The sequence below is a fragment of the Pseudomonas sp. B14(2022) genome (assembly GCF_012030485.1).
Lineage (GTDB): Bacteria > Pseudomonadota > Gammaproteobacteria > Pseudomonadales > Pseudomonadaceae > Aquipseudomonas.
On the sequence record NZ_JAAUVM010000007.1, the window covers coordinates 97,015 to 118,480 of the forward strand.

Annotated in this window: 19 protein-coding genes and 1 pseudogene; 9 read left to right on the forward strand and 11 right to left on the reverse strand. The window is 61.7% G+C overall.

From position 1 onward, the window contains the following. Positions 1–10: 10 nt before the first annotated feature. The 7 genes and pseudogenes from HCF10_RS12940 to HCF10_RS12975 form a co-directional block, all read right to left on the reverse strand. The gene (locus HCF10_RS12940; protein WP_167655678.1) at positions 11–1,405 is read right to left on the reverse strand and encodes an FAD/NAD(P)-binding protein; all 1,395 of its coding nucleotides are present in this window, start codon (positions 1,403–1,405) and stop codon (positions 11–13) included. Positions 1,406–1,417: 12 nt separating this feature from the next. Then, positions 1,418–1,981: pseudogene (locus HCF10_RS12945) on the reverse strand (ABC transporter ATP-binding protein); the annotation flags it as partial. A gap of 181 nt (positions 1,982–2,162) precedes the next feature. Next, positions 2,163–3,596, reverse strand: a complete 1,434-nt coding sequence (locus HCF10_RS12950) for an LLM class flavin-dependent oxidoreductase (RefSeq protein WP_131698085.1) — start codon at positions 3,594–3,596, stop codon at positions 2,163–2,165. Further along, positions 3,596–3,922 carry an acyl-CoA dehydrogenase gene (locus HCF10_RS12955; RefSeq protein ID WP_167655679.1) on the reverse strand — a complete coding sequence of 109 codons (327 nt, stop codon included), beginning with the start codon at positions 3,920–3,922 and terminating at the stop codon, positions 3,596–3,598. The genes HCF10_RS12950 and HCF10_RS12955 overlap by 1 nt, the downstream gene beginning before the upstream one ends. Before the next feature lie 12 nt (positions 3,923–3,934). Next, positions 3,935–5,131, reverse strand: a complete 1,197-nt coding sequence (locus tag HCF10_RS12960; protein WP_167655680.1) for an SfnB family sulfur acquisition oxidoreductase — start codon at positions 5,129–5,131, stop codon at positions 3,935–3,937. Between the two features lie 456 nt (positions 5,132–5,587). Further along, positions 5,588–5,932 carry a hypothetical protein gene (locus HCF10_RS12970; RefSeq protein WP_131698088.1) on the reverse strand — a complete coding sequence of 115 codons (345 nt, stop codon included), beginning with the start codon at positions 5,930–5,932 and terminating at the stop codon, positions 5,588–5,590. Positions 5,933–6,084: 152 nt separating this feature from the next. Continuing rightward, positions 6,085–6,648 carry a helix-turn-helix domain-containing protein gene (locus HCF10_RS12975; RefSeq protein WP_167655681.1) on the reverse strand — a complete coding sequence of 188 codons (564 nt, stop codon included), beginning with the start codon at positions 6,646–6,648 and terminating at the stop codon, positions 6,085–6,087. 93 nt (positions 6,649–6,741) lie between these two features. On the opposite strand from HCF10_RS12975, the gene HCF10_RS12980 reads away from it, so the two are divergent. The 7 genes from HCF10_RS12980 (at position 6,742) to HCF10_RS13010 (ending at position 13,835) form a co-directional block, all read left to right on the forward strand. Continuing rightward, a complete protein-coding gene (locus HCF10_RS12980) occupies positions 6,742–7,671 on the forward strand; it encodes a DMT family transporter (RefSeq protein WP_131698090.1) in 930 nt (309 codons plus the stop codon). Positions 7,672–7,795: 124 nt separating this feature from the next. Further along, positions 7,796–10,717, forward strand: a complete 2,922-nt coding sequence (locus tag HCF10_RS12985) for a monovalent cation/H+ antiporter subunit A (protein WP_167655682.1) — start codon at positions 7,796–7,798, stop codon at positions 10,715–10,717. Next, the gene (locus tag HCF10_RS12990; protein ID WP_167655683.1) at positions 10,717–11,061 is read left to right on the forward strand and encodes a Na+/H+ antiporter subunit C; all 345 of its coding nucleotides are present in this window, start codon (positions 10,717–10,719) and stop codon (positions 11,059–11,061) included. The genes HCF10_RS12985 and HCF10_RS12990 overlap by 1 nt, the downstream gene beginning before the upstream one ends. Further along, complete coding sequence (locus HCF10_RS12995; RefSeq protein ID WP_167655684.1) at positions 11,058–12,740, forward strand: monovalent cation/H+ antiporter subunit D; 1,683 nt, start codon at positions 11,058–11,060, stop codon at positions 12,738–12,740. Before HCF10_RS12990 ends, HCF10_RS12995 begins: the two co-directional genes overlap by 4 nt. Further along, a complete protein-coding gene (locus HCF10_RS13000) occupies positions 12,737–13,225 on the forward strand; it encodes a Na+/H+ antiporter subunit E (RefSeq protein WP_145337642.1) in 489 nt (162 codons plus the stop codon). The genes HCF10_RS12995 and HCF10_RS13000 overlap by 4 nt, the downstream gene beginning before the upstream one ends. Next, complete coding sequence (locus HCF10_RS13005) at positions 13,222–13,500, forward strand: K+/H+ antiporter subunit F (protein WP_024076217.1); 279 nt, start codon at positions 13,222–13,224, stop codon at positions 13,498–13,500. The genes HCF10_RS13000 and HCF10_RS13005 overlap by 4 nt, the downstream gene beginning before the upstream one ends. Then, positions 13,497–13,835 (forward strand): Na+/H+ antiporter subunit G, encoded by a 339-nt coding sequence (locus tag HCF10_RS13010; protein ID WP_027606290.1) that lies wholly within the window; start codon positions 13,497–13,499, stop codon positions 13,833–13,835. Before HCF10_RS13005 ends, HCF10_RS13010 begins: the two co-directional genes overlap by 4 nt. 197 nt (positions 13,836–14,032) lie before the next feature. Here the strand turns inward: HCF10_RS13010 and cysS are convergent, their stop codons facing one another. Beyond that, entirely contained in the window at positions 14,033–15,421 is a 1,389-nt protein-coding gene (cysS, locus tag HCF10_RS13015; protein WP_145337639.1) for a cysteine--tRNA ligase, read from the reverse strand. A 20-nt stretch (positions 15,422–15,441) separates the two neighbouring features. Continuing rightward, on the reverse strand, positions 15,442–17,142 hold the full coding sequence (locus tag HCF10_RS13020) for a glutamine--tRNA ligase/YqeY domain fusion protein (RefSeq protein WP_131698096.1): 1,701 nt from the start codon (positions 17,140–17,142) through the stop codon (positions 15,442–15,444). A gap of 249 nt (positions 17,143–17,391) precedes the next feature. Between HCF10_RS13020 and HCF10_RS13025 the strand changes: the two genes are divergently transcribed. Both HCF10_RS13025 and lpxH read left to right on the forward strand, forming a co-directional pair. Then, on the forward strand, positions 17,392–17,895 hold the full coding sequence (locus HCF10_RS13025) for a peptidylprolyl isomerase (protein ID WP_065927032.1): 504 nt from the start codon (positions 17,392–17,394) through the stop codon (positions 17,893–17,895). Next, positions 17,892–18,641 carry a UDP-2,3-diacylglucosamine diphosphatase gene (gene lpxH, locus HCF10_RS13030; protein ID WP_145337638.1) on the forward strand — a complete coding sequence of 250 codons (750 nt, stop codon included), beginning with the start codon at positions 17,892–17,894 and terminating at the stop codon, positions 18,639–18,641. The genes HCF10_RS13025 and lpxH overlap by 4 nt, the downstream gene beginning before the upstream one ends. A 94-nt stretch (positions 18,642–18,735) precedes the next feature. Here lpxH and HCF10_RS13035 read toward each other — a convergent pair whose 3' ends face one another. Continuing rightward, positions 18,736–20,265 carry a DHA2 family efflux MFS transporter permease subunit gene (locus HCF10_RS13035; RefSeq protein ID WP_131698098.1) on the reverse strand — a complete coding sequence of 510 codons (1,530 nt, stop codon included), beginning with the start codon at positions 20,263–20,265 and terminating at the stop codon, positions 18,736–18,738. Then, positions 20,265–21,464 carry an HlyD family secretion protein gene (locus HCF10_RS13040; RefSeq protein WP_167655685.1) on the reverse strand — a complete coding sequence of 400 codons (1,200 nt, stop codon included), beginning with the start codon at positions 21,462–21,464 and terminating at the stop codon, positions 20,265–20,267. Before HCF10_RS13040 ends, HCF10_RS13035 begins: the two co-directional genes overlap by 1 nt. Positions 21,465–21,466 lie beyond the last annotated feature (2 nt).

Sequence of the window (21,466 nt, forward strand, 5' to 3'; positions counted from 1 at the left end):
CCTCCCTCATTTAGAAATGCGCCAACTTCGATGCCAGTGCCTTGGCCTGAAGGGCAACATCGGTTACCGCCGTGCTCTCCCACCACATCCCCCGCAACGGCGGGCCCATGGCGAACAATCGCGCGCTGACCTGGCCCTGGGCATCCAGCACTGCGCCGGAGGTGTCCGCCGCAATCCCCAACGCCAACGGCCCGGGCGTGATCAGCCCGCGCTTGAGCAACTGCTGCGGCAACGGCCGGGCCACGCGGCGCCAGTCGTATTCGATGCCGCTGGAGTTGATCAGCGCTGCGCCCGATACCTGAGTGATCGCCTGTTCGCCCCGATAACGCAAACGAATGGTCACGCCCTCACCCGCAGGCTCCAGCCCCTTGAACGACGCCGCACGAATCCGCAACCGCCCCTCTTCATGCAGCCTTGCCACCAACTGCGCACTCAACGGCGGCGAGCGGTGGTGATGGCTTTCCCACCAGGGCCGTACATGCCGTACGAACTGACGTTTCTGTCCCTCGCTGGCCTGGCTCCACAAACGCCCGATATGGGCGCGCACGGTGTCCAGTGGCGCCTGCCAATCGATCCCCTGCGCCAGCGCCAAGCGGCATTGGCGACGCACCTCGCGCAGCAGTTGTCGCGGGCTGCGCAAGGCGTGGTCAGCGGCGAGGAAATCGTCCCAGCCCGGCGGTTGCCGGCGCACATGGGGCAACAAACCGTGGCGTGAAAACACCTCGATGGGCCCACGGTGCCCGGCCTGTTCCAGGGACACCACGGCGTCCACCATGGTCAACCCGGAGCCGATGATCAGCACGGGCGCCTGCGGGTCGAGGTGGGTCATGGCCTGCACGTCCCAGGGGTCCACGGCGGCGGCGTTCAACCCGCTGGATTCGGTCTGCGGCGTGCGCGCCGCCGGGAACATGCCGGTGGCCAACACCGCGTGGGCACCACGCAGTTGTTGGCCATTGTCGAGGGTCAGCAACACTGAGTCGTCGCCAACTTGCAAGTCGACGACTTCGGCGCGGATATGCTCGACGGTGGACGCCGACAACGCCTTGGCTTCAGCCAGCCGTTGCTGCGCATACAGGCCAAAAATCCCGCGTGGCGGGAACAGTTCGCTGATGGGCACGTGCTGCTGGTCCGACTCGGGCCAACCGCCGGCGCCGATGTAGTCGATGAGCCATTGGGTCAGGTCATCGGCATTGTCCGGGTCGACGCTCATGCGCGCGGCATTACCGTTCAGGGTGTGGCCCAGTTCGACGGCGCTGTAGGCCTCGCCACGGCCGAGTTCGGCGCGCGGTTCGATCACCAGGATCCGGCGCTGCCCAGGCAGGCGCAGCAGTTGCACCGCCAGCATCGTGCCGCTCAGGCCGCCGCCGATGATCAGGACATCAGCGTTGCGGAGGGATTCAGTCATGCACATTCGCCTTTACTGTTTACCCAGATAAATATCGTGCAAATCGCCCCGCGCCAACAGCTCGGCGGCGCTGCCACTCAAGGCCACGCGCCCAGTATCCAGCACGTAGCCCTGGGACGCATCGTTGAGCGCGACGTGGATGTTCTGCTCGGCGATCAGGAAGCTCACCTGCTGCTCGCGGTTGAGCTGCGCGATGATCTCGAAGATCTCCTGCACGATCATAGGCGCCAAACCCATGGACGGCTCGTCGAGCAGTACCAAAGTAGGATGGGTCATCAATGCGCGGCCAATGGCGACCATTTGCTGCTCGCCGCCGGACGTCAGGCCGGCGCGGGTGTGACGTTTGGTCTTGAGCCGGGGGAACCAGGCGTAGATGCGCTCCAGGTCTTGCTCCATGGCCTTGCGGCTCAGGCGCCGCACAAAGCCGCCGCTGCGCAGGTTGTCTTCCACGGTGAGCTGGCCGAATACATGGCGGCCTTCCAGCACATGCACCATGCCCTGGCGCACGCGCTGGCTGGGGTCGACGCCGGCGTATTCGAGCAGGCCCCGGCTGACCTCGGCGCGTTCGGCACGCAAGTTGTGCCCAGTGTTGCAGGTGTTCCAGGAGGGCCGTTGGTTCGTACACGCTCATAGGGGGTTGCTCCTATTGGGGGGTGTGCGTGCGGTGGTCCGCTGGTTTGATTATTTGGATCGACACGGGACAACTGTGGGAGGGGCGGTGCGACGATTCGACTTGCTCCCGATGGCGGTGGGTCAGTTAGAACACCTTTGACTGAGCCACCGCTATCGGGAGCAAGCCCCCTCCCACATTGGTTTTTTGTATCCCAAATAAATTGCGGTAGCCCGCGCCCGGGTGGTTCGCACCCAACCTTGCACCATCGCCAAACAACTTCTCGCGCAACGTGCCCTGGGCGTATTCGGTCTTGTACACGCCACGCTTCTGCAACTCCGGCACCAGCCACTCGACGGCGTCGATAAAGGTTTCATGGGTCAGCGCATAGGCGAGGTTGAAGCCGTCGACGTCAGTCTCTTCGACCCACTCCTGCAACAGGTCCGCCACGGTTTCCGGGCCACCGACGAACAGTGGGCCAAAGCCGCCGATACCGACCCAATCGGCCAGTTCGTTGGGCGTCCAGACCTTGTTCGGATCCGCCGTGGAGAAAGCTTCCACCGCCGATTGAATCGCATTGGTGTGCACGTGCTTGAGCGGTTCATCCGGCTTGAACTGACTGAAATCGATCCCGGTCCAGCCGGAGATCAGCGCCATCGCGCCTTCATAGCTGACGTAGGATTTGTACTCGTCAAACTTGGCCTTGGCCTTGGCGTCGGTCTCATCGACGATCACCGTCTGCAAGTTGAAGATCAGGATTTTCTTCGGGTCGCGCCCGGCCTCGGCCGCACGGCGGCGGATGTCGGCAACGGTCTTTTTCAACAGTACCTTGGACGGCGCGGCAACGAACACGCATTCGGCCTGCTCCGCGGCGAACTGCTTGCCACGGCTGGAGGCACCGGCCTGGTACAGCACCGGCGTGCGCTGCGGCGAGGGTTCGCACAGGTGGATGCCGGGCACCTGGAAATGTTTACCGACGTGGCGAATCTCGTGGATCTTGCTCGGGTCGCTGAAAATCCGACGTTCGCGGTCGCGCAGTACCGCGCCCTCTTCCCAACTGCCCTCCCAGAGCTTGTAGCAGACCTCCAGGTATTCCTCGGCGTAGTCGTAGCGTGCGTCGTGTTCGGTCTGGGCTTTCTGGCCAAGGTTCTTGGCGCCGCTTTCCAGGTAGGAGGTGACGATGTTCCAGCCGATGCGGCCCTTGGTCAGGTGGTCGAGGGTCGAGAGACGGCGGGCAAACGGATACGGGTGCTCGAACGACAGCGACGCGGTCAGGCCAAAACCCAGGTGCTCGGTGACCAGCGCCATGGGCGCGATCAGCGACAACGGATCGTTGACCGGCACCTGGGTCGCCTGGCGAATCGCCGCGTCACCATTGCCGTTGTACACGTCGTAGATGCCCAGCACGTCGGCGATAAACAGGCCGTCGAACTTGCCGCGCTCAAGAATCTTCGCCAGGTCGGTCCAGTACTCAAGGTCCTTGTACTGCCACGAGCGATCACGCGGATGCGCCCACAGGCCCGGCGATTGGTGGCCGACACAGTTCATGTCGAAGGCGTTCAAGCGGATTTCACGGGACATCACAGCACTCCGTTGAGGTGGTAGTTGCCGACGACCTGGTATTTCCAGCGCAACGGATCATCCAGGGTCGGTGGCAGCGCGGTGCGTTGGCCGGTCAGTTCGAATTCGGTGTTGCTGGCAAAGAGCAAGGCTTCGGCGGCGGCGATCTGCGCTTCGGTGACGGCGACCGGGCTTGGATCGGTTTCGGCGCGTTCAAGTAAGGCGGCCGCGACATCCACGCGAATCTGCCAATCGCCGAAGCGGCTGATCACGTAGGGGTCGTCGCTTTTCTCGACAGTGCGTCGAGTGCTTTCCAGCAATTGACGCGCTTGATTCAGGGCAGTCATGGATAAGGCTCCTCAGTTCCAGGCGTGGCGCGCAGGCTTGACGCCGTTAAGCACGTAATTGCCAATCAGGTGGTATTTCCAGCGGGCTGGGTCGTGCAGGGTGTGGGTCCGCGCGTTGCGCCAGAAGCGGTCGAGGTTGTGCTTGGCGGTGACCGAGCGGGTGCCAGCCAGTTCGAAGAGTTTGCTGCTGGCGAGCAAGGCGGTTTCGGCCGACAGGACCTTGGCCTGGGCGACGACCAGCGAGGCCTGGGCGACGGTGTCTTCATTCGGTTCGGCGAGGGCCCGGTCGACGGCCAGACCGGCCTTGGCGAGGATCGCTTCGGTGCCGTGCACACGCCATTCCAGGTCGCCGATGGCGGCGATGGTGAACGGGTCCTGCCAACCGTGATCCTGCTGGCTGTCAATCCACGGACGGGCCTGGCGCGCGAAATTTTTTGCCTGCTCAAGGGCGCCGAGGGCAATGCCGGTGTCGACAGCAGCCTGGATGATTTGCGAAATCGGCCCATCGGCCGTGGGTTGGTCAAACGCCAGGTGGGCGGGAATCACCGCGCTCAAGGGCACGGTCACGCCGTCGAGGGTCACGCCGCCGCTGGCGGTAGTGCGCTGGCCGAAGCCGTCCCAGTTGTCGATGACGGTAAGGCCTGGCGCATCACGCTCGACGAGGCCGATGAACGCCTGACCCTTTTCGTTATTACCCACGGTGGGCACGATATGCGCGAACAACGCGCCGGTGCAGTAGAACTTCTCGCCGTTGATTTGCGCGGTGTCGCCGTGAAAGCGGATCTGCGTATCGAAGGTGCCGGCGTTTTTGCTCTTGGCCTCGGAGAAGGCGTTACCGAAGCGATAACCCGCCAGGACCTTGCCGAAGTAGTGACGCTTTTGTTCCTCGGTGGCGGTTTGCAAGAGGATGTCCACCACACCCAGGTGGTTCTGCGGGATTTGCCCCAGGGACGGGTCGGCGGCGGAGATCAACTTGATTACCTCGGCCACCGTCACATAGGACACCTCGGCGCCGCCATAGGCCTTGGGAACGGTGATACCCCACAGGCCGCTGGCGGAAAATTCGTCAAGTTCGGCAACGGGCAGGCGACGCTCACGGTCACGCTCGCTGGCGTCGACGGCAAAGCGTTGGGCCAGGCGCTTGGCGACCTCGATGGCCTCCGCGTCCGAGCGGATGATATGGGCAGGTTGTTGAGGGTGGGCAGACATGGGCCGACTCCAGGCTCCGATGGGATACTGGAGTGTTTGCAGGAGTCGTGCCTGAATTTAATCGTCAGTAAAATCAGGCGGTTGCTGGGTAAACAGGCGGACAACCGCCGTTTCAAACCAGCAAAGTGTGCATCCACTGTTGGCTGGCAAACAGTTAGATCACCACATTGCGCACAAAGCGCACAGCGACGTCGCCGTCACTGCGATAGGCATGGGGCTGGTGGCTGGCCGTTGAGGGATGGCATATCGGAGTTAAAGCGGGACTTTCAATAAACCAGATATTCGAAAGAAATACGGGGCTAGGCGGTCAAGCCGAGAAAAAATTATCCCAATAGTGTGGCGCCGTAAGCACTTGCACCGGCTACGATCTTGTTCCGACTCATTCGATACCCAACTTTAATACTCAGGGCGATGGCCCTGAGTATTGGCACCACTGGAGCCTATAGCAATCCAAGATCATCTCGACACGCTATATGTATTCTCATCAGAGTAACCCAGTACTTCATCATTGAGCATAACAAAATAACTGGCAACGACGGACTCCGTAAGGAATACGATATCAAACTTTAAAACAGCCTCATAACAGGGCTCCAACTTCTCAACCTCAAACCAGGAAGATGCAGTACCGTTTCCTTTCACACTCCAGTAAACCTTATGCCCTACCGATATCCCTGGATACTGCGGAATAACAATCCGACCTTTGCCACCGGTCACCTCGCTGTACTTCACAGTCTTGCCATCAGAGGGTCTTATTTCTGGAGCGGGTAACAGCTGCTCCCTGAGTAGGTGTTTTGATTTCATCAGTATTTCCTCCATGAGGTGATAAAACCACCCAACATTCACTGGTTTAGCATGAATCGACTTTATTGAGTGGCAACACCGACTCTAGTCCCCTCTCCAAAGAATGTAAGCTGTGAAACCTGACAGTTGACAGGCATAAATAACACTGATCATCAGATCACTATATTTCTCACGAACCGCACTACCCCACCCTCTGAGTTGCGATAAGAATGAGGCTGGTGGCTGGGAAACATGAAGAATTCGCCGGCATTGATGGCGTTTTCCTGCTCGCCCACCACCAACGTCAAGCTGCCTTCGAACACGAACACCTGCACGCTCCAACCTTCCGGGTCCGGCTCGGGGCTGTAGCGGTCCCCCGGCTCCAGACGCATTTCCCACAGCTCGACTTCGCGCCGGGCGTGAGCCCTGGCGAGCAACACCGCCTTGCTGCCGGGAATCTCACCCGCCCAGGCCAGTTCATTGATGCGGCTGTGATCGCGCACATCCGGCGCCTGGATCAGGTCGCTGAACGCCACATCCAATGCTTCGGCCACGCGATCGAGGGTGGACAGGCTGACGTTCTTCTCCCCCGCCTCGATGGCAACGAGCATGCGCCGGCTGACCCCGGACTTTTCCGAGAGCGCGGTCTGGCTCAGGTCGGCGGCATGGCGCAGGCGACGAACGTTCTGGCTGACGTGCTGCAGGACCGAGGCCCGTTGTGGATTTTCTTTGTGCACTATATTGCTCATTGGGTGGATGTGCGCAGTATACTGCCCAGCGTGCGGCGCATTGTGCGGTCCGTGCCTTTCCCATGCAAGACCAGAGCCGCCATGACTGCCCCGACCTCCCCTTCGCGTTTCAACCGCTTCAGCAAAGCCGAATGCATCCTGGTGTTTATCACCATGATTTGGGGCGGCACGTTTTTGCTGGTTCAGCATGCCATGACCGTGAGCGGGCCGATGTTTTTCGTGGGCCTGCGCTTTGCGGCGGCGGCGATTGTGGTCGGGTTCTTTTCCTTGCGTACCTTGCGCGACCTGACGCTGTTCGAACTGAAGGCGGGCGTGTTTATCGGCGTGGCGATCATGTTCGGCTACGGCTTGCAGACCATTGGCCTGCAGACGATCTTGAGCAGCCAGTCGGCGTTCATCACTGCACTGTATGTGCCGTTTGTGCCGCTGCTGCAATGGCTGGTGCTGGGCCGTCGCCCGGGGTTGATGCCGAGCATTGGCATCATGCTGGCGTTTGCCGGGTTGATGTTGTTGACCGGACCGGCGGGGGCTTCGCTGAATTTCAGCCCAGGTGAAATCGCCACCCTGATCGGTGCCGTGGCGATAGCGGCAGAGATCATCCTGATCAGTGCGTTCGCCGGGCAAGTGGACGTACGCCGGGTGACGGTGGTGCAACTGGCGACGGCGTCGCTGCTGTCGTTCCTGATGGTGGTGCCCATGGGCGAAGCGTTGCCAGGGTTCTCGTGGCTGCTGCTGTTCAGCGCGGTGGGCCTGGGCCTGACCAGTGCGGTGATCCAGGTCGCGATGAACTGGGCGCAGCAGAGTGTTTCGCCAACGCGAGCCACGTTGATCTATGCCGGTGAGCCGGTGTGGGCAGGCGTAGTCGGGCGTATCGCCGGCGAGCGGTTCCCGCCGATTGCGATGCTGGGGGCGGCATTGATCGTGGTGGCGGTGATTGTGAGTGAGATGAAGACAAAAGGGCAAAAAGCCATCGAGCTGCAGGATGCGAGGGAACAGGAGCAACAGGGCTAGGGTCCGAAACACTGCCAAATGGGATTATTCGACCTATCTTGTAGGATCCTGCCACATCTTGCCGTTTGGTGATCGTCAAAGCGGCACGTATGATGCATCCCAAACTCCCGCAGATTAGAAGCCTATGTCCCTGATAGTTCTACTGCTTCTGCCGTTCATTGGCAGCTGTCTGGCGGCCTTGCTGCCGCACAATGCACGTAACACCGAATCCCTGCTGGCCGGCCTTGTGGCCCTGGTCGGAACCGTTCAAGTCGCCCTGCTCTACCCCCAGATCGCCCACGGTGGCGTGATCCGCGAAGAATTCATGTGGTTACCCAGCCTTGGGCTCAACTTCGTGCTGCGCATGGATGGGTTTGCCTGGCTGTTCTCGATGCTGGTGCTCGGCATCGGCGCGCTGGTGTCTCTGTATGCGCGCTACTACATGTCACCGGACGATCCGGTGCCGCGTTTCTTCGCGTTTTTCCTGGCCTTTATGGGCGCGATGCTCGGGCTGGTGATTTCCGGCAACCTGATCCAGATCGTGTTCTTCTGGGAACTGACCAGCCTGTTCTCGTTCCTGTTGATCGGCTACTGGCACCACCGCGCCGATGCGCGTCGTGGTGCGTACATGGCGTTGATGGTCACCGGCGCGGGCGGCTTGTGCCTGCTGGCCGGGGTGATGCTGCTGGGGCATATCGTCGGCAGCTATGACCTGGATCGGGTGCTGGCCGCCGGCGACCAGATTCGCGCGCATTCGCTGTACCCGGTGATGCTCGCCCTGGTGCTGATCGGCGCGCTGAGCAAAAGCGCGCAGTTCCCGTTCCACTTCTGGCTGCCCCATGCCATGGCCGCACCGACCCCGGTGTCAGCCTATCTGCACTCGGCGACGATGGTGAAAGCCGGCGTGTTCCTGCTGGCCCGCCTGTGGCCGTCGCTGTCCGGCAGCGAAGAATGGTTCTGGATCGTCGGCGGTGCCGGCGCGCTCACCCTCCTCCTCGGCGCTTACTGCGCCATGTTCCAGAATGATCTCAAAGGCCTTTTAGCCTATTCCACCATCAGCCACCTCGGGCTGATCACCCTGCTGCTGGGCCTCAACAGCCCGCTGGCCGCTGTCGCCGCCGTGTTCCACATCCTCAATCACGCCACTTTCAAGGCCTCGCTGTTCATGGCGGCGGGCATCATCGACCACGAAAGCGGCACGCGGGACATCCGCAAACTCAGCGGGCTGGTGCGGTTGATCCCGTTTACCGCGACCCTGGCGATGGTGGCCAGCGCATCCATGGCGGGCGTGCCATTGCTCAATGGTTTCCTGTCCAAAGAGATGTTCTTCGCCGAAACCGTGTTTATCTCGTCAACCCAATGGGTGGAAATCGCCCTGCCCATGATCGCGACCATCGCCGGTACGTTCAGCGTGGCCTACGCCCTGCGCTTTACCGTGGATGTGTTCTTCGGCCCGCCCGCCACCGACTTACCCCACACGCCTCACGAACCCCCGCGCTGGATGCGCGCCCCGGTTGAGCTGCTGGTATTCACCTGCCTGCTGGTGGGGATCTTCCCGGCCCAGGTGGTCGGTTCGATCCTCGCCGCCGCAGCGCTGCCGGTGGTCGGAGGCGTGCTGCCGGAATATAGCCTGGCGATCTGGCATGGCTGGAATGCGCCGATGATCATGAGCCTGGTGGCCATGTCCGGTGGCGTGGTGCTCTACCTGCTGTTGCGCAAACAACTCAAGCGCGGCCGCTTCAAGTACCCGCCGGTCATCAGCTACTTCAACGGCAAGCGCGGCTTCGAGCGCAGCCTGGTGGTGATGATGCGCGGCGTGCGCAGGATCGAGAAACGCATCAGCACCAAGCGCCTCCAGACCCAATTGTTCCTGTTGGTGATCGTCGCAGTGATCGGCGCCATGATCCCGATGATCAACAGCGGCCTTACCTGGGGCGACCGGCCGAAGATCCCGGGCTCCATCGTGTTCGTCACCCTGTGGCTGCTGGCGATTGCCTGTGCCCTGGGCGCCGCCTGGCAAGCCAAGTACCACCGGCTCGCGGCCCTGACCATGGTCAGCGTGTGCGGCCTGATGACCTGCATCACCTTCGTGTGGTTCTCGGCGCCGGACCTGGCGCTGACGCAGTTGGTGGTAGAAGTCGTCACCACCGTGCTGATCCTGCTGGGCCTGCGCTGGCTGCCTCGGCGGATCGAAGAGGTATCGCCACTGCCCGGTTCGCTGCGCAAGGCCCGCATCCGTCGTCTGCGCGACTTCCTGCTGTCCACCGTGGTGGGCGGCGGGATGGCGTTGCTGTCCTACGCGATGCTGACGCGCCAGACGCCCAACGATATTTCCTCGTTCTACTTGAGCCGCGCCCTGCCCGAAGGGGGTGGCAGCAATGTGGTGAACGTGATGCTGGTGGACTTCCGTGGCTTCGATACCCTCGGCGAAATCACCGTGCTCGGCGCCGTGGCGCTGACCGTCTACGCCCTGCTGCGGCGCTTCCGCCCGTCCAAGGAAAGTATGCAACTGCCCGCGCAACAGCGGCAGTTGGCACCCGACGTGGCCACCGACCTGGTCAACCCGCGCCAGGCCAGCGACACCGCACTGGGCTTCATGATGGTGCCGGCGGTGCTGGTGCGCCTGCTGCTGCCGATTGCGCTGGTGGTGTCGTTCTACCTGTTCATGCGCGGCCACAACCAACCGGGCGGCGGGTTTGTCGCGGGCCTGGTGATGTCGGTGGCGTTTATCCTGCAATACATGGTCGCCGGCACCCAGTGGGTCGAGGCGCAGATGAGCCTGCGGCCGATGCGCTGGATGGGCTTCGGCCTGTTCTCGGCGACGCTGACCGGGATCGGCGCGTTGTTTGTCGGCTACCCGTTCCTCACCACCCACACTTGGCATTTCAGCCTGCCGCTGCTGGGCGATATTCATATCGCCAGCGCGTTGTTCTTCGACGTCGGCGTGTACGCCATGGTCGTCGGCTCGACGCTGCTGATGCTCACCGCCCTCGGCCACCAGTCGGTGCGTGCGCATAAACCGAGCAACCAGGCCAAAGTAGTCGCCGCCACCGAAGGAGCCGCCTGATGGAAGAAGTCATCGCAATTGCCATTGGGGTCCTGGCGGCCTCCGGCGTCTGGTTGATCCTGCGGCCACGGACGTTCCAGGTGGTGATGGGCCTGTGCCTGTTGTCATACGGGGTCAACCTGTTCATTTTCAGCATGGGCAGCCTGTTTATCGGCAAGGAGCCGATCATCAAGGACGGCGTGCCGCAAGACCTGCTCAACTACACCGACCCCCTGCCCCAGGCCCTGGTGCTCACGGCCATCGTGATCAGCTTCGCCATGACTGCGTTGTTCCTAGTGATACTGCTGGCGTCACGGGGCCTGACCGGCACTGACCATGTGGACGGCCGGGAGCCCAAGGAATGAATTGGGTCAACCAACTGATCGTCGCCCCCATCTTGCTGCCGTTGCTCACCGCCGCGCTGATGCTGATGCTCGGTGAAAAACGCCGCCCGCTCAAAGCCAAGATCAATCTGTTCTCCAGCCTGATCGGTCTGGGCATTGCCGTTTTGCTGCTGTACTGGACGCAACAAGGTGGCCCCGGCTCGATTGGCGTCTACCTGCCGGGCAACTGGCAGGTGCCGTTCGGTATCGTGCTGGTGGTGGACCAACTCTCGGCATTGATGCTGGTGCTCACCGGGATCATCGGCGTGAGTGCGCTGCTGTTCGCCATGGCCCGTTGGGACCGTGCCGGTACCAGCTTCCATGCGCTGTTCCAGATCCAGATGATGGGCCTGTACGGCGCGTTCCTCACGGCGGACCTGTTCAACCTGTTCGTGTTCTTCGAGGTGCTGCTGGCGGCGTCCTACGGCTTGATGCTGCACGGCTCGGGCCGGGCGCGGGTGTCGTCGGGCCTGCATTACATCGCGATCAACCTGCTGGCGTCGTCGTTGTTCCTGATTGGCGCGGCGATGATCTACGGCGTCACCGGTACGCTGAATTTCGCTGATCTGGCGCTGAAAATCCCACTCGTGCCCGAGGCCGATCGCGGCCTGCTGCATGCCGGTGCGGCGATCCTCGCCACCGCATTCCTGGCCAAGGCCGGCATGTGGCCGCTGAACTTCTGGCTGGCCCCCGCCTACTCCTCGGCCAGTGCGCCGGTGGCGGCGATGTTCGCGATCATGACCAAGGTCGGCGTGTACACCGTGCTGCGCCTGTGGACCCTGCTGTTCTCCGGCCAGGCCGGCGCGTCGGCATTGTTCGGCGGCGACTGGCTGGTGTACGGCGGCATGGCCACGATCATCTGCGCGGCGCTGGCAATGCTGGCGGCGCAGCGACTGGAGCGCATGGCCAGCTTGAGCATCCTGGTCTCGGCCGGGATCCTGCTGTCGGCCGTTGGTTTCGCCCAGCCAAGCCTGACCGCCGGAGCGCTGTTCTATCTGGTCAGCTCCACGCTGGCGTTGAGCGCGCTGTTCCTGCTGGCCGAATTGATCGAACGTTCGCGCTCGGCCAACGACCTGCCGCTGGATGAAGAGATCGACGCACTGCCCAAGGCCATGGAATCCCTGCATCCGCGCCCTGGCGTCAACCTGGATGACGAGCAGAAAGCCGTGGTCGGCCAGGTAATCCCGTGGACCATGGCCTTCCTTGGCTTGAGCTTTGTCGCCTGCGCCCTGCTGATTATCGGCATGCCGCCGCTGTCCGGGTTTATCGGCAAGCTCAGCCTGCTGAGTGCGCTGGTTAATCCTCTGGGCCTGGGCGTCAGTGTGGATGAACCTGTTCGTCCTGCGGCCTGGGGTTTGGTGGCGCTGTTGATCCTCTCTGGTCTGGCCTCGCTGATCGCTTTCGCCCGCCTGGGCATCCAGCGTTTCTGGACCCCGGAAGAGCGCCCATCGCCCTTGCTGCGCCGCTATGAATGCGTGCCGATCTTCTTCCTGCTGGGCCTGAGCATCCTGCTGACCTTCAAGGCCGAGCCGCTGATGCGCTACACCCAGGCTACTGCCCAGAGCCTGAACAATCCGGAGAACTACGTCATGGCGGTGATGGCGACCCGCCCGGTTCCAAGCCCCGAAGCCAAGACCGCCGCCCTGGAGGTGCAACCATGAAGCGCCTGTTGCCTGCCCCGTGGTTGTCGCTGGCATTGTGGTTGCTGTGGCTGGTGCTGAACCTGTCCGTCAGCCCCGGCAACCTGCTGCTGGGCGCGCTGCTGGGCTTTCTCGCACCGCTGCTGATGGCGCCGCTGCGCCCGCTGCCGATCCGCGTCCGCCGCCCCGGCGTGATCATCCGCCTGTTCTTCGTGGTCGGCCGCGATGTGATCGTCTCCAACCTGCAAGTGGCCTGGGGCGTGCTGATGTGCGGTTCACGCCCACCGCGTTCGCACTTCGTCAAAATCCCCCTGAACCTGCGCGACCCCAACGGCCTCGCCGCCCTGTCGATGATCACCACCGTGGTCCCCGGCACCATCTGGTCGGAACTGGCGCTGGACCGCAGCATCCTGCTGCTGCACGTGTTCGACCTGGAGGATGAAGCGGCGTTTATCGAACACTTCAAAAGCGCCTACGAGCGGCCATTGATGGAGATCTTCGAATGAGCCCCCTGCTCTCCAATGCGATCCTGTTCAGCCTGTTCCTGTTCTCACTGGCCATGGTGCTGACGTTAATCCGCCTGTTCAAAGGCCCTTCAGCTCAAGACCGGGTACTGGCGCTGGACTATCTGTACATCCTGGCGATGCTGATGATGCTGGTGCTCGGTATTCGTTATGCCAGTGACACCTACTTTGAAGCGGCGCTGCTGATTGCGCTGTTCGGCTTCGTGGGCTCGTTTGCCCTGGCGAAATTCCTGCTGCGTGGGGAGGTAATTGAATGATGCCGTTATGGATGGAAATCGTCGTCGCGGTCCTGCTGGTGTTGAGCAGCGTGTTCGCACTGATCGGCGCGATTGGCTTGCTGCGCATGAAAGACTTCTTCCAGCGCATGCACCCGCCTGCACTGGCCTCGACGCTGGGCGCGTGGTGCGTGGCGTTGGCGTCGATCATCTACTTTTCGGTGCTCAAGTCCGGGCCGGTGTTGCACGGGTGGTTGATACCGATTTTGTTGGCGATCACCGTGCCGGTGACCACGTTGCTGCTGGCGCGTACGGCGCTGTTTCGCAAGCGTATGGCCGGTGATGATGTACCGGCTGAGGTCAGCAGCCGCCGCTGATTTATGAAGCTGACACAGTAAAAAATGTGGGGGGGCTTGCTCCCGATGGCGGTGGGCCAGCTACAGATGAGCTGACTGGTCCACTGCTATCGGGAGCAAGCCCCCTCCCACACTGGACCGGGTGATCCGCTCACTAAAACGGTATGCAAAAAAACGCCCCGAACCAGTCGGGGCGCTTTTCATCCGGCGTTTGCCAATCAGGCCTGATCAGCCAACCGCCAGGTAGTCCCGCCCTTGCCGTCTTCCAACACCACGCCCATCGCGGTCAGTTGGTCACGGATACGGTCGGACTCCGCCCAGTCCTTGTTGGCACGCGCCGCCAGACGCGCCTGGATCAGCGCATCGACCTCAGCCGCATCCACACGCCCTTCAGCGCCGGCTTGCAGGAAGTCGTCGGCTTCCATCTGCAACACACCCAGCACGCTCGCCAGTTCTTTCAGGCGCGCCGCCAGACCCGCTGCCGCGTCGAGATCAGTCTCACGCAACCGGTTGATCTCGCGCACCATCTCGAACAGCACGGCGCAGGCTTCGGGGGTGCCGAAGTCGTCGTTCATGACTTCGGTAAACCGTGCCACGAACGCTTCGCCGCCCGCCGGTGCAACGGCGGGCAAGCCTTTCAACGCGTGGTAGAACCGCTCCAGGGCGCCCTTGGCGTCCTTGAGGTTGTCTTCCGAGTAGTTGATGGCGCTGCGGTAGTGGCTGGACACCAGCAGGTAACGCACCACTTCCGGGTGGTACTTTTCCAGTACGTCGCGGATGGTGAAGAAGTTGTTCAAGGACTTGGACATCTTCTCGCCATTGATGCGGATCATGCCGCAGTGCATCCAGGCGTTGGCGTAGGTCTTGCCGGTGGCGGCTTCGCTCTGGGCGATTTCGTTTTCGTGGTGCGGGAACTCGAGGTCGCTGCCGCCGCCATGAATGTCGAAGGTCTCACCCAGGCAGCAGGTGGACATCACCGAGCACTCGATGTGCCAGCCCGGACGCCCGGCGCCCCACGGCGATTCCCAGCTCGGCTCGCCGGGCTTGGTGCCTTTCCACAGCACGAAGTCGAGCGGATCCTGCTTGGCTTCGTCGACTTCGATACGCGCGCCAATGCGCAGGTCTTCGATTTTCTTGCGCGACAGCTTGCCATAGCCCATGAACTTGGCGACGCGGTAGTACACGTCGCCGTTGCCTGGGGCGTAGGCGTAACCCTTGTCGATCAGGGTCTGGATCATCGCGTGCATGCCAGGGATGTGGTCCGTGGCACGCGGTTCCATGTCCGGCTTGAGGATGTTGAGGCGCGCCTCGTCCTCGTGCATGGCGGCGATCATGCGCTCGGTCAGCGCGTCGAACGACTCGCCGTTTTCATTGGCGCGGTTGATGATCTTGTCGTCGATGTCGGTGATGTTGCGCACATAGGTCAAGTCATAGCCGCTGAAACGCAACCAGCGGGTCACCAGGTCGAAGGCAACCATGCTGCGGCCGTGGCCGATGTGGCAGTAGTCGTACACGGTCATGCCGCACACGTACATGCGCACCTTGTTGCCATCCAGCGGCTTGAAGACTTCTTTGGTCTTGCTGAGTGTGTTGTAGATCGTTAGCACGACAGTTCCTTAAAACAGAATCACTGGCCCCACGAATCACGCAAGGTCACGGTACGGTTGAATACCGGCTGACCAGGTTTCGAGTCCTTGATATCCGCGCAGAAGTAGCCTTCGCGCTCGAACTGGAAACGGTCTTCCGGCTGTGCGTCGCCCAAAGAGGGTTCGGCACGACAACCGGTGAGAACTTGCAGGGAGTCTGGGTTGATGTTGTCGAGGAAACTGGCGCTGTCTTCGGCCTTCTCAGGGTTCGGCGAACGGAACAGGCGATCGTACAGGCGCACTTCGCACTCGATGCTGGCAGCGGCCGGCACCCAGTGGATCACGCCCTTGACCTTGCGGCCTTCAGGGTTTTTGCCCAGGGTTTCCGGGTCGTAGGAGCAACGCAGTTCGACGATGTTGCCATCGGCGTCCTTGATCGCTTCGTCGGCACGGATCACGTAGCTGCCGCGCAGGCGCACTTCGCCGTTCGGCTCCAGGCGCTTGTAGCCTTTGGGCGGCTCTTCCATGAAGTCATCGCGGTCGATGTAGATTTCACGCGAAAACGGCAGCTTGCGCACGCCCAGTGCTTCGTTCTGCGGATGACGCGGCAGTTCGAGGTGGTCGACCTTGTCTTCCGGGTAGTTGGTAATCACGACTTTCAACGGACGCAGCACGCACATGGCGCGCGGCGCGTTCGCGTCGAGGTCCTGGCGGATGCTGAACTCGAGCATGCCGTAGTCGACCACACCGTCGGAGCGGTTGGTGCCGACCATCTCGCAGAAGTTGCGGATCGACGCCGGGGTGTAGCCGCGGCGGCGGAAGCCCGACAGGGTCGACATGCGTGGGTCGTCCCAGCCATTGACGTGCTTTTCATCCACCAGTTGCTTGAGCTTGCGCTTGCTGGTGATGGTGTAGTTGAGGTTCAGGCGGCTGAATTCGTACTGACGCGGGTGCGCCGGTACCGGCAGGCTGTCCAGGAACCACTCGTACAGCGGGCGATGGCTCTCGAACTCCAGGGTGCAGATGGAGTGGGTGATGCCTTCGATGGCGTCCGACTGGCCGTGGGTGAAGTCGTAGTTCGGGTAGATGCACCACTTGTCGCCGGTCTGGTGGTGGTGGGCGTGGCGGATGCGGTACATGATCGGGTCGCGCAGGTTCATGTTCGGCGAGGCCATGTCGATCTTGGCGCGCAGCACGCGGGCACCGTCCGGGAACTCACCGGCGCGCATGCGGGCGAACCAGTCGAGGTTCTCTTCTACCGAACGGTCGCGGAACGGGCTGTTCTTGCCCGGTTCGGTCAGCGTGCCACGGTACTCCTTGGCCTGCTCCGGAGTGAGGTCGTCGACGTAGGCCTTGCCGGCCTTGATCAGCTCGACGGCCCAGTCGAACAGCTGGTCGAAGTACTTGGAGGCATAGCGCACTTCACCGGACCACTCGAAGCCCAGCCACTTGATGTCGCTTTCGATGGCGTCGATGTATTCCTGGTCTTCCTTGGCCGGGTTGGTGTCGTCGAAACGCAGGTGCGTGACGCCACCGAACTCCTGGGCCAGGCCGAAGTTCACACAGATCGACTTGGCGTGACCGATGTGCAGGTAGCCGTTGGGCTCTGGCGGGAAGCGGGTGACGATCTGCGTGTGCTTGCCCGAATCCAGGTCCGCCTGGATGATCGGGCGCAGGAAATTGACCGGGACGGCAGGTCCGGCCTTGGAATTCGAGGTAGGGTCGACAGTGGGCTTGCTCATAGGATCCTTGAACAGACAGGTTCGTGGCCGGTTGGGGCCAGATAAAACAAAGGCGATATCATAGCTGATGCTGTCAAGACACTGACAGGTCACGACCAAAAACTGCTGCTTTAATTAACCGGGCGGTAAAAAACCACCTCGAAATTCCTGCCGGGCACGCTAAACTGCGCGCCTTGGCCGCCGTTTAGCCAGACAGGTAAGGCGCCCCAGGCGTCCAAACCCACGAATTCCCTGAAAAGAGTAGTGAACATGACCCAAGTCAAACTGACCACCAACCACGGTGACATCGTCATCGAGCTGAACGCCGAGAAAGCGCCGATCACCGTCGCCAACTTCATCGAGTACGTTAAGGCCGGCCACTACGAAAACACGGTTTTCCACCGTGTCATCGGTAACTTCATGGTCCAGGGCGGCGGTTTCGAGCCGGGCATGAAAGAAAAGAAAGACAAGCGCCCAAGCATCCAGAACGAAGCGGACAACGGCCTTTCCAACGACAAGTACACCGTCGCCATGGCCCGTACCATGGAGCCGCATTCGGCCTCCGCGCAGTTCTTCATCAACGTGGCCGACAACGCCTTCCTGAACCACAGCGGCAAGAACGTACAGGGCTGGGGCTACGCCGTGTTCGGTAAAGTCACCGAAGGCCAGGACGTTGTCGACAAGATCAAAGGCGTGTCGACCACCTCCAAGGCCGGTCACCAGGACGTTCCGGTCGAAGACGTGATCGTCGAGAAAGCCGAGATCGTTGAGTGATATTACTGATTTCAGATTTGCATCTGGAAGAGGAACGCCCGGACATTACCCGGGCGTTTCTGGATCTGCTCCACACCCGCGCCCGTGGCGCCCAGGCGTTGTACATTCTGGGGGACTTCTTTGAAGCCTGGATTGGCGACGATGGGATGACGCCCTTCCAGCGTTCGATCTGCGAGGCTCTGCGCGAGCTGAGCGACAGCGGTACCCCGATTTTTATCATGCATGGCAACCGCGACTTCCTGCTCGGCAAAGCGTTCTGCAAAGCGGCAGGCGCCACGTTGCTCAAGGATCCGAGTGTCGTGCAGCTCGCAGGCGAACCCGTGCTGTTGATGCACGGCGACAGCCTCTGCACCCGCGACCTTGGCTATATGAAGCTGCGGCGCATCCTGCGTAACCCGATTGTGCTGTTTATCCTGCGTCACTTGCCGTTGCGCACCCGCCATCGGCTGGCGCGCAAGCTGCGCAGTGAAAGCCGTGCGCAAACGCGCATGAAGGCCAACGACATTGTCGATGTCACGCCCGAGGAAGTGCCGCGGGTGATGCAGCAGTTCGGCGTGCGCACCCTGGTCCACGGCCATACGCACCGCCCGGCGATCCACAAGTTGCAGATTGGTGACCAGGCGGCCAAGCGCATTGTGCTGGGGGATTGGGACAAGCAGGGCTGGGCGTTGCAGGCAGATGAGCAAGGGTTTCAGTTAGCGGCGTTTGACTTCGTCAATCCGCAGCTGGCGTTGCCTGGCAACTGATCCTCGAATCCCACTGATCCAATGTGAACAGAGATCAAAATGTGGGAGGGGGCAAGCCCCCTCCCACAATTGATTGCATTTCAGTCTTTGCCAATCAGTGGCCGGACGCTTCCGGCCCTGCCTTGGCACCAAACGGCGGCTTCGCCAGCCACACCAGCAGCATCAACCCCATGAACATCCACCCCAGCAACGTGAAGTAATCCACGGTGGACATCATGTACGCCTGGCTGGTGAGGATCTGGTCCAGTTGGGCGTAGGCCTTGTGCCCTGCCCCACCGAGCGCCTGCAGTGCGTCGCGGGTGGCGGAGTCATAGGTGGTCATGTTCTCGCTCATGTACGCATGGTGCTGGTCTGCCCGGCGAATCCAGATCCAGGTGGTCAACGAGGCCGCAAAACTGCCGCCCAGGGTCCGCAGAAAGGTCGCAAGACCAGCGCCGTCGGCAATCTGATGCGGTGGCAGGTCGGACATCAGGATGCTCAAGGTCGGCATGAAGAACAGCGCCACGCCGATGCCCATGAACAACTGCACCAGGGCGATGTGGGTGAAGTCCACCTCATTGGTGAAGCCCGCGCGCATAAAGCAGCTCAGGCCAATCGCCAGGAACGCCAGGCCTGCCAGCAGGCGCAGGTCGAACTTGTGCGCGTACTTGCCCACAAACGGTGACATCAGCACCGGCAGGATGCCGATCGGCGCCACCGCCAGGCCGGCCCAGGTGGCGGTATAGCCCATCTGGGTTTGCAGCCATTGCGGCAGGATCAGGTTGATGCCGAAGAAGCCCGCGTACCCCAAGATCAACACAATCGTGCCGATGCGAAAGTTACGGTAGGCAAACAGCCGCAGGTTGACCACCGGGTGCTTGTCGGTCATTTCCCAGATGATGAACACCGCCAGGGCAATCACCGAAATCGCCGCGCCCACAATGATGAAGTTGGATTCGAACCAGTCCAGGTCGTTGCCCTTGTCGAGGATGATCTGCAGGGCGCCGACACCGACGATCAGGCTGAGCAGCCCGACGTAATCCATCGGTTGGTAGCTGGTTTCCACCGGGCGTTTCTTGAGCTGCGAACGCACCACCATCACCGCAAAGATACCGATGGGGACGTTGATAAAGAAGATCCACGGCCAGCTGTAGCTGTCAGTGATCCAGCCACCGAGGATCGGCCCCGCAATCGGCGCCACCACCGTGACCATCGCCAACAGCGCCAGGGCCATGCCACGCCTGGCCGGCGGGTAGACCGCGATCAGCAAGGTCTGGGTCATCGGGTACAACGGCCCGGCCACCAGACCTTGCAGCACCCGGAAGCCGATCAACTCGGGCATCGAGGTGGAAATACCGCAGAGGAACGAGGCCAGCACAAACAGAATGGTGGCCCACAAAAACAGCTTCACTTCGCCAAAACGCCGGCTCAACCAACCGGTGAGCGGCAAGGCGATGGCGTTGCTCACCGCAAACGAGGTGATGACCCAGGTGCCCTGCTCCGAACTCACGCCGAGGTTGCCGGAAATGGTCGGCAACGCCACGTTGGCGATGGTGGTGTCGAGCACCTGCATAAAGGTCGCCAGCGACAGGCCAATAGTGGCCATCAACAGGCTGGGCGGCGTGAAGGAGGCGTTATTGCTCATCAGCGTTGCACAGCCTTGGGCGCGGCGTTGCTGTTGTCATGGATCAACTGGGTGATCATGGCGTCAGCCTCGGCCAATTGGCGGTCATACACGTTGGTGGTGAACGAAGCCTTCTGCGGCGCCTGTTGCGCCAGCACCGGGCCGCTCTGGTCATGCAGGTCCACATTCACCACCGTGCTCAAGCCGACCCGCAGCGGGTGCTTGGCCAGTTCTTCGGCATTGATGTGGATGCGTACCGGCACCCGTTGCACGATCTTGATCCAGTTACCGGTGGCGTTCTGCGCCGGCAGCAGGGCAAACGCGCTGCCGGTACCGGCGCCGAGGCTATCTACGGTGCCGCTGTACTTAACATCGCTGCCATAGATGTCCGACTCAATGTCCACCGGCTGGCCAATGCGCATATCGCGCAGCTGGGTTTCCTTGAAGTTGGCGTCGATCCACAGCTGGTTCAGCGGGATCACCGCCATCAGCGCAGTACCCGGCTGCACACGCTGGCCCAGTTGCACGGTGCGCTTGGCCACATAGCCGGTGACCGGTGCGATCAAGGTGCTGCGGGCATTGGCCAGGTACGCCTGGCGCAGTTGCGCAGCGGCCGCTTGCACGTCCGGGTGGGACGAGATCACGGTGTCATCCACCAGCGCGTTGCTGGTCTTGAGTTGTTGCTCAAGGTTGGTCAGGGCGTTCTTGGCGGCGGTCAGGCTGTCACGGGCGTGGGACAGTTCTTCCTGGGAAATCGCGCCGCCCTGGGCCAGGGTCTTACGGCGGTTGAAATTGTCCTGGGCGGTTTGCACGTCGGCTTTCTGTGCGTTGACCTGGGCTTTCATGCCATCGACGTTGCTGTACAAGCCACGCACCTGGCGCACGGTGCGGGCCAGGTTGGCCTGGGCACTTTGCAGGCCGACGGCGGCGTCGTTGGGGTCGAAGTTGATCAGCACCTGGCCTTCGTGGACCAGGTCGCCATCGTCGGCGCCGATGCTGACCACGGTGCCGGTGACCAGCGGGGTGATTTCCACCACGTTGCCGTTCACATAGGCATCATCGGTGCTTTCGTTGAAGCGCCCGTAGAGTTCATACCAGCCCCATACGCCCACAACACAGAGGATGACGATCAGCGCCAGGCCAATCAGCATGACTTTGCGTTTGCGCGGGTTGTTGTCTTTGGGTTGTTCTGTAGCGTTGGTGTTTTCGGCAGTGGCCATGA